The following is a 14,370-nucleotide window of genomic DNA, read 5'->3' as shown; positions in this document are numbered from 1 at the left end:
GTGTGAGATGGGATTTCATGAAGTTCGTTTCCCGACCAACCTGAGCTTTGGTTCGGCGGGCGGCCCAGAGCGGCGCACCGAGGTGGTGACGTTGAGCAACGGGTTCGAAGAACGCAACACGCCCTGGGCGCATTCTCGACGTCGCTATGACGCGGGCGTTGGGATGCGCTCGCTCGACGACATCGCCGTGCTGATCGCCTTTTTCGAGGCTCGGCGCGGGCAGCTCTTCGGGTTTCGCTGGAAGGATTGGTCTGATTGCAAAAGCGGCCTGCCATCGGCGGATCCGGCATTTGATGATCAGCAGATCGGCACGGGTGACGGCAACACGACCGTTTTCCAATTGTCGAAGACCTATGCGTCGGGTTTGAACACCTATTCGCGGTCCATCGTGAAACCTGTCGATGGCAGTGTTCGCATTGGCGTTGCGGGCACCGAACTGTCGGAAACGACAGATTTCACGGTCAACTACGCGACAGGTGAAATCACCTTTGCGGTTGCGCCTGCGGCCGAGCAGATTGTGACCGCTGGATACGAATTTGATGTGCCGGTGCGATTTGACACCGACATCATTCAAACCTCAGCCGCTGGTTTTGAAGCGGGAGAGGTGCCGGACGTGCCCATCATGGAGATCCGGATATGAGCGTCGAGGCGCTCGATGCGCATTTGCAAAGCGGGATCACTGCGCTGTGCCGCTGTTGGCGTGTGACGCGCAAGGATGGTGTGTCGCTGGGTTTCACCGACCATGATCTGGACGTCACTTTTGACGATGTCGTCTTCCGTGCCGGAACTGGTCTGACCGCCTCTGCGCTGAGCCAGACAACGGGTTTGTCGGTTGACAACACCGAGGCAATCGGCGCGCTGACAGATGCGGCAATCAGTGAAGAGGACATCTTTGCCGGTCGCTTTGACGGAGCCGATGTCGAGGCATGGCTTGTTCAATGGGATGCACCCGAAAACCGCGCACTGCAGTTTCGTGGCACGTTCGGCGAGATCATACGGTCGAATGGCGCCTTTACCGCCGAACTGCGTGGCTTGGCTGAGCAGATGAACACGCCACGTGGTCGCGTCTTTCAACGCAATTGCCCCGCTGTTCTGGGGGATGCGCGCTGCAGGTTTGATCTGTCTGCGCCCGGGTTCAGTGCCGAGGTCTCTGTCACATCCAGCGATGGACGCCGCTTCGCATTTGATGATGCGACACAATTCGATGCGCGCTGGTTCGAGCGTGGAAAGCTGAGTGTTTTAAGCGGTGCAGCTGCGGGTCTGAGCGGGGCCATCAAACTGGATCGGCTAAACGGCTCTGTCCGGTTGGTCGAACTGTGGGACAATCTGCGTATAGAGGTCGCCGGGGGCGATATGGTGCGATTGACCGTGGGTTGTGACAAGCGCTTTGCGACTTGCCGAACAAAGTTCAACAACGCCCTGAATTTTGGCGGTTTTCCCGACATCCCCAGTGAGGATTGGCAAATGTCACATCCCACCCGAATGTCGAGCCGGAATGGAGGCTCTTTGCGATGAGCCAGATTGTTGATCTCGCGCGGACCTGGCTGGGCACGCCTTACATCCATCAGGCCTCCTGCAAGGGAGCGGGGTGCGATTGTTTGGGTCTGGTCTTGGGCCTCTGGAGGGAATTGTACGGGGCGCTACCGGCGCCTGTGCCCGCTTACACCCCGGATTGGTCCGAAGTCTCCGGCGAAGAGCGTCTGTGGCAGGCTGCAATCACGCATTTGGTGGAAAAGCCGATTGCCGATGCGGTGCCGGGGGATGTGATCTTGTTCCGTATGCGCTCGGGCGCCGTTGCAAAGCATATCGGCATTCAAACCGTCGCAGGCGCCGCGCCGCGGTTCTTACATGCCTATACCGGCCAAGGCGTCACCGAAGGTGCGCTGACATCTCCTTGGGCGCGCCGGATCGCGGCGCGGTTCGCCTTCCCTGAAAGGACCTGATCCATGGCAACCATTCTACTTTCGGCTGCAGGCGCTGCGGCCGGCGGACTGATTCAGGCCCCTATCCTCGGCATGAGCGGGGCTGTCCTTGGCCGCGCGGTTGGCGCGACTTTGGGGCGTGTCATCGATCAACGGTTGCTGGGCTCAGGCAGCGAGCCGGTTGAGGTTGGCCGCACCGATCGTCTGCGCATCACTGGCGCGGGCGAGGGTGGCCCGATTGCGGAATCCTTCGGACGCACCCGCATGGGTGGTCATGTGATCTGGTCCACGCAGTTTCTGGAGACCAGTACCACAACCGGCGGGGGTCGGGGCGGCGGCAAGGGCGGGCCGCCACAGCCGCAGACGACCACCTATTCCTATAGTATCAGCCTTGCGGTTGCACTGTGCGAGGGAGAAATCTCGCGTGTCGGTCGCATCTGGGCCGATGGCGTGGAGATTGATCGTACCAGTGTCATTTGGCGTCTCTACAAAGGCACGCCAAGTCAAATGCCGGATCCGCTGCTGGAGGCCGTCGAGGGGGCGGGCACGGTTCCCGCCTATCGCGGGATCGCCTATGTGGTGTTCGAAAACCTTGATCTGACGCCTTATGGCAATCGCGTTCCGCAATTTGCTTTCGAAGTTGTGCGGCCAGCACGACCGAGCCAAGAACTCGTCCCGGCGGCTTCTGATCTGTTGAAGGCCGTCGCTTTGATGCCTGGGACAGGTGAATATGCGCTCGCGGTTGAGCCGATCAGTCTGCGCACCGGTCTGGTTGGCGCACAGGCAGCGAATGTCAGCGCGCAAGGTGGCACGGCGGATTTCAATCAATCGCTGGCCCAGTTGCGTGACGGGTTGCCAAACCTGGAATCGGTGTCGCTGATCTATTCGTGGTTTGGCGACGATTTGCGCGCCGGATCTTGCACTGTAAGGCCCAAGGTTGAAGATCGGTCCCGCGATAGCGCGAAGATGCCCTGGCGGTCCGGTGGGATTGGCCGCGCTCAGGCGCAAGAAATCGCCCGTGTCGATGGCAGGCCGGTCTATGGCGGGACGCCGACGGATCAGTCGGTGATCCAAGCCATCCAGGCGATCCATGCGGGCGGCCAGCAAGTCACGTTCTATCCGTTTCTCCTGATGGAGCAGTTGGTCGGAAACGGGCTGCCTGATCCCTATGGCGCGGGCGAGCAGGCCTATTTGCCATGGCGTGGACGGATCACAGGGGATATCGCGCCGACATTGGCCGGTAGCCCCGATGGGACAGCTGCGAACCGGGCGGCGGTTGATGCTTTCTTCGGCTCCGCGATAGCGGCGCATTTTGCGATTTCAGGCGCCACGATCAGCTATAACGGCCCCGCCGAATGGAGCTATTCGCGGTTTATTCTACATTGCGCCGCGCTCTGCGCGGCGGCAGGCGGCGTTGAGGCGTTTTGCATCGGCTCCGAGATGCGCGGCCTGACTCAAATGCGTGACGATATCGGGTTCCCGGCCGTGGATCGCTATATTGCTTTGGCTGCGCAGGTGCGTGCGCTGCTGCCGGGGGCAAAGATCACCTATGCTGCCGATTGGACCGAGTATTTCGGCTACCAACCCCAGGACGGGTCGGGCGATGTGTACTTTCATCTCGACCCGCTTTGGGCGGATCCCAATATCGATGTTATCGCCATCGACAATTACATGCCGTTGAGCGACTGGCGCGAAGGGGGTGATCACCTCGACCATGATCTTGGGCCAATCCACAGCCTGCGCTACCTGAAGTCCGGAATTGAAGGTGGCGAGGGGTACGATTGGTTCTATGCAAGCCCCGCCGATGAGGCGTCGCAGACACGTTCGCCCATCACCGATGGCTGGGGGGATCCGTGGGTTTACCGGTACAAGGATCTTCGGAATTGGTGGCTCAATCCCCATGTCGAGCGCCGGGGTGGCGTGCCGCTCAACGCGATGACGGTGAATGGCGGATCCGGGTTTAGCCCTTACTTTGCAGGCAGCGCGCCCCATTGGATCCAAGGCGATGCCTACCCGGTTGTCGGCCTTGCAGCGGCTGCTAACGCGCTGGATTTCCCGGATGTCGAAAGCGTTGCTGTAAGTGGTGAGGGCGATGTATTGCAGATCGGTGATACTGCGCGCGTGATCTCCGAGCGTGGATGGCGGCCGTTTATAGCCGGGCAAAGAGTGCAAGTAACGATCCGCACGCGTGTGCTTTCAGAACCCAGCGATGGGTTCGACCATCGCCATGATCTGTCGATCGCAACCCATGATGCGACGGGCGCTGCGGGCGCAACTGTGCTGATCGATACCTGGAGCGGTCTGCGCGTGAGCGACGGTTGGGTCGAACGTGTAGTGACCGTTCAACCCGACATTTTGCGGGGGCAAAACGGCGTTGCTGCCGATGCCTCCGGGTGGCGGTTGGCCATTGGTCTGAACGGTGCAACGACCACGTCTGCCGCCGGGGCCGTTCAACAGATCGCGCGGATCGATGTCGACGCGTTGGGGGCGCAAAGCCCCTGGGTGCCGCAATCCAAGCCAATCTGGTTCACCGAATTCGGCTGTGCGGCGATCGATAAGGGTCCCAATCAGCCGAACCGGTTCCTTGATCCGAAATCTGCGGAAAGCGGTATCCCCAAATATTCGAATGGGCGCCGCGATGACCTTGTTCAGGTTCAATATCTGCGTGCCATCTTGGACTATTGGGAAACCCCAGGTGTGAACCCGCAATCCAGCCTCTATGGCGGCCCGATGTTGGATATGTCGCGCGCCCACGCCTGGGCTTGGGATGCGCGGCCTTGGCCTGCTTTTCCGAACGATCAGGCGCGGTGGTCCGATGGGGCCAATTGGACACGCGGCCATTGGTTGACCGGTCGTATCGATGCGCAACCGCTTGAGCTTGTGGTGGCGCAGATCTGCGAGGAGGCCGGCATTCGCGATTATGACGTATCCGCTTTGCAAGGGCTGGTGCGCGGGATTGTGTCGGGCAACACGCAAAGCGCCAGGGCGCGTTTGCAGCCCTTGATGATGGCCCACGGGTTCAGCGCCGTGGAGCGGGATGGGAAAATCGTGTTCCTGCCAAATGTGAGCGCTCCGCAAGCGCTTTTAGACGTGGATACAACCGCTTTGGACGAGGATGGCGAGGGTGGTTTTACCTATGTCCGCGCCCCGAATGCCGAGGCCGTTGGTCGGTTGCGGTTGGGATACACCGATGCCGAGGGCGAATATGCCGGACTGGTCTCGGAAGCGGTCTTTCCGGGTGACGATTCCGATCAGGTTGATGACATTGATCTGCCCATGTCTCTGACCCAAACCGAGGCGCAGGCAACGGCTGAGCGCTGGTTGGCCGAGGGGCGCGTTGCCCAAGATACGCTGCGCTTCGCCCTGCCGCCATCAACTCGCGCCATCGGCGCAGGCGCAATGGTCGAAACGCGCGACGGGCAACAATGGCGTATCGACCGCATCGATGACCGGGGTTTTCGCCAGATTGAAGCGGTGCGGGTTGAACCTTCAGCAATTGAGCCGTCGGATGAAGTGGAATCCATTGCGAACATCACCCCATTCGTGCCGCCGCTGCCCGTCACGCCAGTGTTCATGGATTTGCCGTTGTTGACCGGTGACGAGGTAGAGCACGCGCCGCATCTGGCGGTTGCCGCGGATCCTTGGCCGGGATCCGTGGCCGTCTATGACGCACCCGGCTCTGATGGCTATGCGTTGAATTCGATTGTCGAGAATTCGGCAATCATCGGCTTGCTCGAGATGCCGATGCCCGCGGCCAAGCCCGGCCTGTGGGATCGGTCGGGCCTTATGCAGGTCCGTTTGGAAACGGGTGCTCTGTCATCTGCTGAGCAAGCGCGGGTTTTGTCCGGCGCCAATGCGGCGGCGCTCGGTGCGGGCTCCGGTGGAGATTGGGAGGTGATCCAATTCGCGGAGGCGACATTGGTGGCGCCCGATTTATGGGAGATCGGCCTGCGGTTGCGCGGGCAGCAGGGCACCGATGCCATCATGCCGCCCGAATGGCCCGTGGGAACCTTGTTCGTACTGTTGGATGGCGCGGTCAATCAGGTAAACCTTTCCAGTTCCGCCCGAGGGCTCGAACGCTACTGGCGCGTCGGACCTGCGCAAAGATCTGTCGATGATGACAGCTATACGCAGTTCATCGATACGTTTCAGGGGGTTGGACTGCGCCCTTATCGCCCCGTGCACCTGCGGGCACAAAAGGGGGCGGGCGGGCACTTTGTCTCCTGGATCCGGCGCTCTCGGATCGACGCGGATAGCTGGGACGGCACGGATGTGCCCCTCGGCGAGGCGTCGGAGCAATATCTGTTGCGGGTTTCGGATGCGTCCGCGACACGGCGCGAAGAACTGCTGACCAGCCCCAACTTCATTTATACCGACGCGGCCCGCGCCGCGGACGGCACGCAATCCTCCTACACAATCGAAGTCGCCCAGGTCTCCGAACGGTTCGGGCCAGGGCCATTTGCAAGGATCGAGATCAATGACTGATACCCCCGAATTGGCCCTTCCGCTTTTGGCCCCGGCACAGGCGCAAAAGCATGTCACGGTGAACGAGGCATTGACGCGGTTGGACGGCCTGGTGCAACTGCGCCTGCAATCGGTGAGCGTGGCAAGTCCGCCAGTGGTGATCGACGGGCACGCCTATGGCGTGCCAAGTGGGGCAATTGGCGATTGGGCAGGGCAGGAGGGCCATGTGGCGCTCGCCTCCAATGGCGGCTGGGTCTTTGTTCCAACCAAGCCCGGATGGCACGCGGTTGTGCTGGATGCTGGGGCGCCTGCGATTTTCGACGGCGATGCTTGGAGCGTCGGCGCTGTGACGCTGACCCCCGGCGGTGCCTCGATGGTTCTGCGTTCGGTGGAGGTCGACATTTCGATTACCGCTGGGACCTCCGTGACAACGCCGGTGATTTTTCCCGAGCGTTCCATTGCGTTCGGCATCACGGGACGGGTCATTTCAGAGCTGACGGGCACGCTGACATCCTGGGATGTCGGTGTAGCAGGCGATTTAACGCGTTATGGGTCCGGTCTGGGCATCGCAGCCAATAGCTGGGTCAACGGTCCAGGTGCGCCGCAGGTGAACTGGTCACCAACCGCGTTGGAATTGACAGCCCAGGGCGGTGATTTCGCAGACGGCACCATCCGTCTTATCGGGCATTTTGCCGAACTCTCCTTGCCCGCATCCGTGTGATCACGGGCAAGTGTCAGCTCAGCTGACAGATACACGCTTTCGTTGCATGGACGTTTCCGGTGCCGTCGCTTATCTTTAAGCGATGGCATCTACAGGAGACGGCCCGATATGGCGCGTACGCAATCCCATGTGACGGAACTTGATCCGGTTTGGCGTCGGATTACCGATGAGGCTGCTACTGCAATCGCTGATGAGCCGCTTCTGGGCGGGCTCGTCCATGCTTGCGTCCTCCACCATCCCTCCCTTGAAAAAGCGTTGGCCTACCGCGTTGCGCAAAAGCTTGCTTCATCTGAGATGTCTGAGCAGCTTTTGCGGGAGATCGCCGATGAGGCCTTTGCGTCCGACCCGATGCTGGGTGCGCAGGCGCGCGCCGATATCGTGGCTGTCTATGACCGCGACCCGGCCTGCCATCGCTTCCTGCAGCCCTTGATGTATTTCAAGGGGTTCCAGGCGATCACCGCATATCGTGTCGGCCATTGGCTGTGGCGCGAGGGGCGGCGGGACCTGTCCTATTTCGTCCAGATGCGGGTCTCCGAGGTGTTCGGGGTCGATATTCATCCCGCCGCGAAAGTCGGGCAGGGCATCATGATCGACCACGCCCATTCCATCGTGATCGGCGAAACCGCTGTTGTTGGCGATAATGTCTCCATGCTGCATTCCGTAACGCTTGGCGGGACCGGCAAAGAAGAAGAGGATCGCCACCCTAAGATCGGCAATGGCGTTCTAATCGGTGCCGGTGCCAAAGTGCTGGGCAATATCGAGATTGGCCATTGTTCGCGGATTGCGGCGGGCTCGGTTGTGTTGAACCCTGTTCCTCCCTGCAAGACCGTGGCGGGTGTGCCGGCCAAGATCGTCGGCGAAGCGGGCTGTGATCAGCCGTCTCTGACGATGGATCACCTCTTCGGCGGCTCCGCCTCGGCGCTGTAACCTTCTGAAAACCGAATTCTTTTCCCGATCCCCCCATTTAGGGGGGATTCTGCCTTTTGGCGTACCAGAGCCCTGCGAAGGTCTGGAAACCCTGTCCCCCTAAGCAAGGGGAGTGCGCCCGATTTTGCGGGTTCTCCTTACTCTGCCTCACCTCAACGTGAGGCTAGCCCATGTCTCGTATCTCGAAACGAACATTTCTGATTAGGAAACGATGACATGACCGAATTTCTGCTCAACCAGACCAAATCCTACACTCTCACCGTCTCGAAAGAGAGTGGTGAGATGCGGCTGGAGCTGGCCGATGATCTGAAAGAGAACCTGCGTGAATTGCTGGAAGAGGCCGACACCTCGGCCGAGGCCGCTGCGGGATTTTTCGATATTCTCGGCGATGACGCACCCAAATATCTCGATGCGATGGATGAGCTATTGGGCGCTGGCGGTGGCTTGGCCGAGAGCTTTGCCACCGGCGGTGTCGAGGCGCTGGATGCGCTGCTGGCGGAATTGGCCGCGAGCAGTGACCTGACCAGTGATTTCTACGATCGCCTCGGGCAGAAAGAGGGCTTCGGCGGGTTCGGCTCGTCCTTCGTTGAGATCCCGGGCCGCGATGTCGAAGACATCTTCGGCTATGGCGTCTGGGACGGGGAGAACCCGAATGATTTCGATCCGGCTGGAAAAAACGCCGGATTGATGGAGGGCAATGGCGATGATGACCATGTTGATCGCGTCTTAGGCGCTGGTGCCGAGGGTGCGGTCGTGGTCGGTGGCGGCGCGGCTGTTGTCACCGGTGTCGTAACCAAAGCGCTCGTCCCTACCGTTGTTGCAGGTGTCGTCGGTGGCATAATCGGCGGCATATGGGGCGCAGTGGAGGAGTTTGAGGATATAGCTGACGAAGAGCTGATCCCGGCCGACCCGGATTCGGAATATGCTGGCTTCATTGACTTCACCCCTCCTTGGGTCGAGGACCAGGTGGCCAACGCGCCGACTTATGGTCAGACCCTCACCGATCCGGAAAACGAAACCTATGTCGATGGCCACACCAAAGCGTGGAATCCCGACGCGGAACTGGCCAAGGAAATGCTGATCGACCCTGAGCGGGCCAAAGACGCCATCGATGGCGCGAAGATCCAGGACATGGCCGATGAGATGCTAGACCAGTTGATCATCCCGGTGGATCGTGACGATGATGACCTGCCGTTTCAGTTCCGCGATCTCGGTGGCGAAAAGCCCGATTTGGGCGGCGGCGAGGATTTTGTCGTCGCGAATGGAGCGAATGAAGGTGAGGCCGCTATGGTACAAATCGCGGGCTCCGATACATTCGACTTCCATAGCAATGTCGAGCCCGGCCAGATCGAGGCAGGTAGCGACGCGGAAGATCGTCCGTTGGAGGCCGCCCTCCACCCGGTCGAGACGCAAGTGCCTGTGGATTTGATGTAACCTGTTCCAAGCAGCTTGCTTCGAACGCGGCGATCCTTTGCGGGTCGCCGCTATTTTGCGTTTAGATTATGCATAAAGGGGGAAATATCCCCGGCTGTTCCCCGGTTAACATGCTGAATTTGCGGGTTTTCCTGACTGTGGCTCACATCGGCGTGAGGTTATGTCTTTGTTTCACTGGTGGAAACAAATTCCTTTATTCAGGACACATATTATGACCGATTTTATCCTTAATACGACGCAATCCTATACACTCGTTGCCTCGGCCAAGACCGGGAATGTGAAGCTATTCTTGGACGACGATCTGTCCAAGAAACTGGCGGAATTGGTGACCGCAGACACCTCGCCAGAGGCGTCTATCGGCCATTTGCTGGATCTTCTGGGCGGCGATGGCCCGGCCTATCTGGATGCGATTGGCCAGATCGGTGGCGTGGGCAGCATGTTCGCCGATGCTTTCGCCGCTGGCGGTATGGAGGGCCTGACCAAAGCGTTGCAAAATGCGGGCGCCCAGCGGAATGCAGGCTATGTGACCGAGCACTTTTTCAACACCCCAAACAGCAAGATGTTGCCCGACAATTGGGATGCGGTAACCGGCAATGATCTGGCCGACATGCTGGGTTTTGGCCTGCCTGTGCAGGATGAAAGCGCGGCGGGCAAGGATTCGAGCAGCGATGGAGGTGGCGAAGACATCCACGCGGTCATTGAAGGCATATTGGCCGATCAGGAGGGCGCGATGATTGTTTGGGCGCCTGTTGTTGCGAAAGCCGCCGTTGCCTTGGTGGTCGCGGTTGCCGGCTATGTCGCGGCGAAAGAGGGATATGCCAAGGTCATGGAAGAGGTGGAGGTTGATGACGGGAAGGATATGCCCGTCGATCCGAATGGCGACACCGGCGGTGGGCTGACCCGCGAAGAATTCGAGGAACGCGTGGGGGAAGACGACCCGCTGGGGCTTGACCCCGAAACCACCATGCCCAGCCCTGAGGGCGAAACCTCGGGCGGTAGCGCGCCCAGTGAAGAGGATTTGTATGACCTCGATCACTACACGCAGCCCAACCCCGAAAATGTGGAAAAAGGCGATGTCGATCTGCCCGAAGACGGACTGCTGGGTGATCTTGATCCATGGATCAATCCCGGCAATGAAGATGATCCTGATTTCCAGTTTGTCGACGGATTTGGCGCGCCAAGTGGTGGCGGGCTAGGCGGCAACGGGCATGATTATGTCATGGCCAATGTCAGTGGTGTTGCTGTCCGAGCCCATGTCGAGGTTGCAGTTCAGGATATCAGCGCGGAGCCCGCCATTGAGATGCAGCACAGCCCGGATGACATGATTTTCTTATGATCATAGAGACGTCTTGCAGCAAGGAACCGGCCCTTTCGGGGGCCGGTTTTGCGTCTGATAAGGATTAGGCGCTGCGCGCGACCCAGCTTTGCTCGGGCGCCGGTGGCAGGCTGGGACCGGGCGCGACAACTGTGATCCCCTGCAACAAGTCATCCTCCGTGACATCGGTCACTGCATAGCCTTCGGATTGTACGAAATGGCGCAGCGTGTGGAATGGCACGCGCACGCGTTGCGCCCCCAATCCAAGCGTCACTTCGGTCACGCGACGGGCCTGGGTGTCGATATGCAAATCGATGATCTGAGCAATCGGTCCGGTCGGCCCAAAAACGGGGGCGCCGATCCAATCGCTGACCCGCTCCAATTGCGACGGAACAGATGCGGCGCCATGGGCGAGGTTGCCGAAGAGCTGGGTCAACAGCAACAATGGCGACTGCGTTGTGCCAAAGGGGCCGATGACGATCGGGGGCAGGGCGGTGATATCCACAGGCACCGATGCGACGGTGCGCGCCTCGCGGATTTCTCCCGGTTGGATCCGGGCGTGCCAGGTCGCGTTTTCCGCGTCGAAGGCTTCCATTCGGTCGATCCCGACCGCCATTTCATCGTTGAACAGCCACTTTCCGTCATCGAACAGAACCATCCGTGCGGCGCCATCGGCTGGATCAAACACCAGATCGGTCACGCGGAACTGGCCCGCATTGGAATGCAGGGAAAACTCGGTCAGCTTTGTAAATGGGGCAATCATGGGCCACCTCCTTGCGCAATTAACGCAGGCGGCGGCCCAAAGTTCCTTATTCCGCAGCGCGGGCGTGGCGCTTGCGCTCATGCGGATCGAGATAGCGCTTGCGCAGGCGCACTGCGTTGGGTGTGACTTCGACCAGTTCGTCATCATCGATATAGGCAATCGCCTGTTCCAACGACATCTGCACCGGTGTGGTCAGGCGCACAGCCTCGTCGTTGCCCGAGGCGCGCACATTGGTCAGCTTTTTGCCCTTGAGCGGATTCACCTCCAGATCGTTTTCGCGGCTATGCTCGCCGATGATCATGCCGGTATAGATCGGAGCCTGGGCGCCGATGAACATCTTGCCGCGATCCTCCAGATTCCAGAGCGCATAGGCGACCGAGGTGCCGTTTTCCATGGAGATGAGAACACCCGACCGGCGGCCCGGAATGGCCCCTTTATAGGGCGCCCATTCGTGGAAGACCCGGTTGAGAACACCCGTGCCGCGCGTGTCGGTCAGGAATTCGCCGTGATACCCGATCAGCCCGCGCGACGGTACATGGGCGATGATCCGGGTCTTGCCCACGCCCGCGGGCTTCATCTCGACCAATTCGCCCTTGCGTGCGCCGGTCAGCTTTTCGATGACAGCGCCTGAGTAATCGTCATCGACATCGATGGTGACCTCTTCGACGGGCTCATGGCGGGTGCCGTCGATCTCGCGGAACAGGACCTGTGGGCGCGAGATGCTCAGCTCGAACCCTTCACGGCGCATGTTCTCGATCAGAACGCCCATCTGCAATTCGCCGCGGCCCGCAACCTCAAAAGCCTCGCCGCCGGGCGTGTCGCTGATCTTGATGGCAACGTTTGACTCCGCCTCTTTCATCAGGCGCTCGCGGATCACGCGGGATTGCACCTTTTTGCCGTCCCGGCCCGCCAGGGGGCTGTCATTGATGCCGAAGGTCACGGTAATGGTGGGTGGGTCGATGGGCTGTGCTTCCAGCGGTTCATCGACGGCCAGCGCGCAGATCGTGTCGGCGACGGTGGATTTGCTCATCCCTGCGAGGGACACGATGTCACCGGCCAGCGCCTCCTCGATATCCTGCTGCGCCAGGCCGCGGAACGCTTGGATGCGGGTGACGCGAAATTGCTCGATCCGTTCGCCCAACCGGCTGATCGATTGTACGGTCTGGCCGACCTTGAGGCGCCCGGATTCAACCCGGCCCGTCAGCAGACGGCCCACAAACGGGTCGGCGCCGAGCGTTGTGGCCAGCATCCGGAAATCCTCATCCTGGCGGGCGATCTGTCGGGGCTTCGGCACGTGGTTCACGATCAGGTTGAACAAGGCGTGCAGGTCCTGACGCGGGCCGTCCAGCTCCGCATCCGCCCAGCCATTGCGACCCGAGGCGTACATATGCGGGAAATCCAGCTGATCTTCGTTGGCGTCGAGGTTTGCGAATAGGTCGAACACCTCGTCCAAAGCGCGATCAGGCTCGGCATCTGGCTTGTCGACCTTGTTCAGCACGACGATGGGACGCACGCCCAGGGCAAGCGCCTTGGACGTCACGAATTTCGTCTGCGGCATCGGTCCTTCGGCGGCATCCACCAGCAAGACGACGCCGTCCACCATGCTTAGGATCCGCTCGACCTCGCCGCCGAAATCAGCGTGGCCGGGCGTGTCTACGATATTGATCCGCGTGCCCTTCCACTCGACGCTGGTGGGCTTGGCGAAAATCGTGATGCCGCGTTCGCGCTCCAAATCATTGCTGTCCATCGCGCGTTCGGCGACAGCCTGGTTTTCCCGGAACGCACCCGATTGCTTCAGCAGCTCATCCACAAGGGTGGTCTTGCCGTGGTCAACGTGCGCGATGATCGCGATATTGCGGAGGTCCATTTGGATGTGCCTTTTCCGGGGAAGCGTCTTTGCGGAGCCGTTACCTGTTCAGAATGCCCTTGGCCAGAGGTGCGGGCGGATTTCGCGCGAAATCCGTGACGGAAAAAATATGTTTTCCGGCGCGCCTGGCGGTGCATCAGGTGCCAAATCGATCGACGGTTGCGCGAGGCAAACCCGATGGCCACCGATCTCTGGACCAAGATGCCCGCTGGATAAACACTCGATCTGTTTGGATCATAGCAGAAAGCCCGGCCTGTTGAACCATGCCCGGTGTCGCCATTAACGATCAGAGAACGTCGCAAGGGTCAGACCGGTCAACCCAATACAAAGGATCGTAAGAGCGCCGCTTGTCGGACTTCGTGCTGTCGTCAGTCCGTCTTGCGCAAGCGGATCACCACGTCAACTTTTGCGATTTCATACCCATCGGGCACGTTCGGAAGTGACTTGATTTCCAACTCGGAGGCCGGGGCATCGGTCAGACGGCCATCATTTTCCAGGTAGAAATGCGGGTGATCATCGACATTGGTGTCGAAATAGCTGCGATTGCCATCCACCGTGACCTCTTGCATCAAGCCCGCATCGCAAAAGGCGCGCAACGTGTTGTAGACGGTCGCAAGCGACACCTTGTCGCCGCTGCCAAGCACCAGATCATGCAAACCTTCCGCCGTCACGTGCCGATCCTTGCCATCACCCACCAACAGCGCAGCCAATGTCAGCCGCTGCCGGGTCGGGCGCAGGTCCGCTTGGCCGAGCCAAGTCTTTGAACGTTCGAGGGCTTCGGGGGTCATGATCCCGTGCTTTCTTACTAACACGGTTAGTATATGGCGCTTTGCGAGCGCTTTGCAAATGTCGATCTGTCGCGCGCCCCGCGACTTGGGGCCGCCCTTGCGGCAGGGGAAGCGGCGATGCTAGACCGAGGCCAAGCCGAAAACGGCGCAGACACTTAGTCTCGTATAG

Annotated in this window: 11 protein-coding genes; 8 read left to right on the top strand and 3 right to left on the bottom strand. The window is 60.2% G+C overall.

What is annotated here, in order from left to right:
* The first annotated feature begins 7 nt into the window (after window positions 1-7).
* From V8J82_RS01045 to V8J82_RS01010, 8 genes are all read left to right on the top strand, one after another.
* A complete protein-coding gene (locus tag V8J82_RS01045) occupies window positions 8-640 on the top strand; it encodes a phage distal tail protein, Rcc01695 family (protein ID WP_339971211.1) in 633 nt (210 codons plus the stop codon).
* Complete coding sequence (locus V8J82_RS01040; RefSeq protein WP_339971209.1) at window positions 637-1,515, top strand: phage/gene transfer agent baseplate hub protein; 879 nt, start codon at window positions 637-639, stop codon at window positions 1,513-1,515. Before V8J82_RS01045 ends, V8J82_RS01040 begins: the two co-directional genes overlap by 4 nt.
* A complete protein-coding gene (locus V8J82_RS01035) occupies window positions 1,512-1,943 on the top strand; it encodes an NlpC/P60 family protein (protein ID WP_339971207.1) in 432 nt (143 codons plus the stop codon). Before V8J82_RS01040 ends, V8J82_RS01035 begins: the two co-directional genes overlap by 4 nt.
* A gap of 3 nt (window positions 1,944-1,946) precedes the next feature.
* Window positions 1,947-6,407: a baseplate multidomain protein megatron gene (locus tag V8J82_RS01030; RefSeq protein ID WP_339971205.1), complete on the top strand. Its 4,461-nt coding sequence runs from the start codon at window positions 1,947-1,949 to the stop codon at window positions 6,405-6,407.
* A complete protein-coding gene (locus V8J82_RS01025) occupies window positions 6,400-7,107 on the top strand; it encodes a DUF2793 domain-containing protein (RefSeq protein ID WP_339971203.1) in 708 nt (235 codons plus the stop codon). Before V8J82_RS01030 ends, V8J82_RS01025 begins: the two co-directional genes overlap by 8 nt.
* A 108-nt stretch (window positions 7,108-7,215) precedes the next feature.
* Window positions 7,216-8,034: a serine O-acetyltransferase gene (gene cysE, locus V8J82_RS01020; protein ID WP_339971201.1), complete on the top strand. Its 819-nt coding sequence runs from the start codon at window positions 7,216-7,218 to the stop codon at window positions 8,032-8,034.
* A 216-nt stretch (window positions 8,035-8,250) separates the two neighbouring features.
* Complete coding sequence (locus V8J82_RS01015; RefSeq protein WP_339971199.1) at window positions 8,251-9,468, top strand: hypothetical protein; 1,218 nt, start codon at window positions 8,251-8,253, stop codon at window positions 9,466-9,468.
* 211 nt (window positions 9,469-9,679) lie between these two features.
* The gene (locus V8J82_RS01010; RefSeq protein ID WP_339971197.1) at window positions 9,680-10,804 is read left to right on the top strand and encodes a hypothetical protein; all 1,125 of its coding nucleotides are present in this window, start codon (window positions 9,680-9,682) and stop codon (window positions 10,802-10,804) included.
* A 64-nt stretch (window positions 10,805-10,868) separates the two neighbouring features.
* On the opposite strand, the gene V8J82_RS01005 is transcribed toward V8J82_RS01010, so the two are convergent.
* The 3 genes from V8J82_RS01005 to irrA form a co-directional block, all read right to left on the bottom strand.
* Entirely contained in the window at window positions 10,869-11,546 is a 678-nt protein-coding gene (locus V8J82_RS01005; protein WP_339971194.1) for a PRC-barrel domain-containing protein, read from the bottom strand.
* Window positions 11,547-11,592: 46 nt separating this feature from the next.
* Complete coding sequence (gene typA / locus V8J82_RS01000) at window positions 11,593-13,413, bottom strand: translational GTPase TypA (RefSeq protein WP_339971192.1); 1,821 nt, start codon at window positions 13,411-13,413, stop codon at window positions 11,593-11,595.
* A gap of 368 nt (window positions 13,414-13,781) precedes the next feature.
* Window positions 13,782-14,201 (bottom strand): iron response transcriptional regulator IrrA, encoded by a 420-nt coding sequence (irrA, locus tag V8J82_RS00995; RefSeq protein WP_339971190.1) that lies wholly within the window; start codon window positions 14,199-14,201, stop codon window positions 13,782-13,784.
* Window positions 14,202-14,370: the final 169 nt, after the last annotated feature.

It is taken from the genome of Gymnodinialimonas mytili, assembly GCF_037544085.1.
Taxonomy (GTDB): domain Bacteria; phylum Pseudomonadota; class Alphaproteobacteria; order Rhodobacterales; family Rhodobacteraceae; genus Gymnodinialimonas; species Gymnodinialimonas mytili.
This window is presented reverse-complemented; position numbering and strand designations above follow the sequence as displayed.